Consider the following 1,546-nt stretch of genomic DNA (forward strand, 5'->3'; position numbering starts at 1 on the left):
GAACCGCGCCCAGCCCTCGGTCGCGCCGATTTCGCCCATCATCGCCTCGATGAACTGGTCGGCCCTCGCGGCGAGCGCGTCGGCGGCCTTGTTGAGCGCCGCGCGGCGGGCATTCGGCCCCAGCGCGGACCAGGCGGGGAACGCCGCGGCGGCCGCCTCCACCGCGACGTTGGCATCCGCCACGGTCGCCGCGGCTGCGGTCGTCGCAACAGCGCCGGTGATGGGGTTTACGCGATCGAAGGTCCGACCGATCGGCGCTTGCGCAAGCGTAGCCATGCAACCTCTCCCGTTATTGTTGTACCGCATAACTTATGGCGTGTGCGCGCGCAATGTTTCTTTTGTCGCGTTCACGTTCCGCGTCAGGCATCGGCCGCCTCGATCCGCGCGAGCAGATCGATCAGCTGAATGCGCTCGGCTGTCGACAGCCCGGACAATAGCTGATCCTCATGGGCGCGGATGCGCCCCAAGGTGTGCCGGACCTTCTCCTCGCCCGCCGTCGTCAACGTCAGCGCAAAGGCGCGGCGGTCGTCCGCGGCGGTTTCCCGCAGCACCAGGCCTGAATCGACCAGCTCGTTGACAAGGCTCACCATGTTGGCGCGCTGAATGCCCAGCGCGCGACCGACATTGCCCTGATTGATACCCGGATTGGCGGCGATGACCGACAAGATGCCGAACAGCACCTGTCGCATGCCCGTTCCCGCGATGGCGCGCGCAAAGTCGTTGCCGATAACCGCCGAGGCGCGACGCATGTGGTAGCCCACCAGCTCATCGAGCACGCCCAGCGCTGCAATCGCGATTTCCGGTTCGTCCTGCACGTCGCTAGTCTCCTGAAGCGACGGGCGTTAGGCAGTCCAAGGCCGCGCCTCAAGTCACCCTCGTCCGCCGTCCGAGCACGAACAGCGCGCCCGCCGCGATCGCCGAGCCCGACGCCATCAGGATAGCGACGGTGGACAGGCCGTAGCCCGCGGCGAACAGCAAACCGGCCAGGGCGGGGGCCAGGGCGGACCCGCCGCGCCCGATGCCGATGACGAACCCGGTCGCGGTCGCGCGGACTCCGGTCGGGAAGCTCTGCGCGATGAGCGCATAAAGGCCGACGACCGCGGCATTGGTCGCGAACCCCGCGCAGGCCGCGATCAGCGACAGGGCGGCAAGATCGCTCCAGTCCCGCCCGAAGGCGATCACGAGGACGGTCGATAACAGCATGGCGCCGATCGTCAGCCCGATCAGCCGCACCCGCGCGGTGAGCAGACCCAGTACCAGCGATCCGCTCGCGCCGCCGATGCTGGCCCAGACGAGCACGCCCGCGGCGAGCGGCGCGGGAAAGCCCATGTCCACGACGATCTTGGGAATCCATTTCAGAATGAAATAGAACGTCATGATATGGGTGAGATACGCCAGGGTAAGCAGCCCGGTCACCCGCACGAAGGCGGGTGAGAAGAGTTCGACCAGCGGCACCTTGGCCGCTTTCGGCTCGGGCGCGGGCAGGGCATCGACCGGCAGATGCCCCATTCGCGCCAGCATGGCGTTGATCCGCGCCAGCGCGCCC

At 67.8% G+C, this 1,546-nt stretch carries 2 protein-coding genes and 1 pseudogene; all 3 read right to left on the reverse strand.

All coding sequences use genetic code 11. The features are described from left to right. Window positions 1-276, reverse strand: a 276-nt coding sequence (locus VF643_RS11940) for an aldehyde dehydrogenase family protein (protein WP_331043617.1), incomplete at its 3' end; no start/stop codon positions are given. 83 nt (window positions 277-359) lie between these two features. After that, a complete protein-coding gene (locus tag VF643_RS11945; protein WP_331003824.1) occupies window positions 360-815 on the reverse strand; it encodes a MarR family winged helix-turn-helix transcriptional regulator in 456 nt (151 codons plus the stop codon). 49 nt (window positions 816-864) lie between these two features. Continuing rightward, window positions 865-1,546, reverse strand: a pseudogene (locus VF643_RS11950) (MFS transporter); the annotation flags it as partial.

It is taken from the genome of Sphingomonas sp. (assembly GCF_036387595.1).
Lineage (GTDB): Bacteria > Pseudomonadota > Alphaproteobacteria > Sphingomonadales > Sphingomonadaceae > Sphingomonas.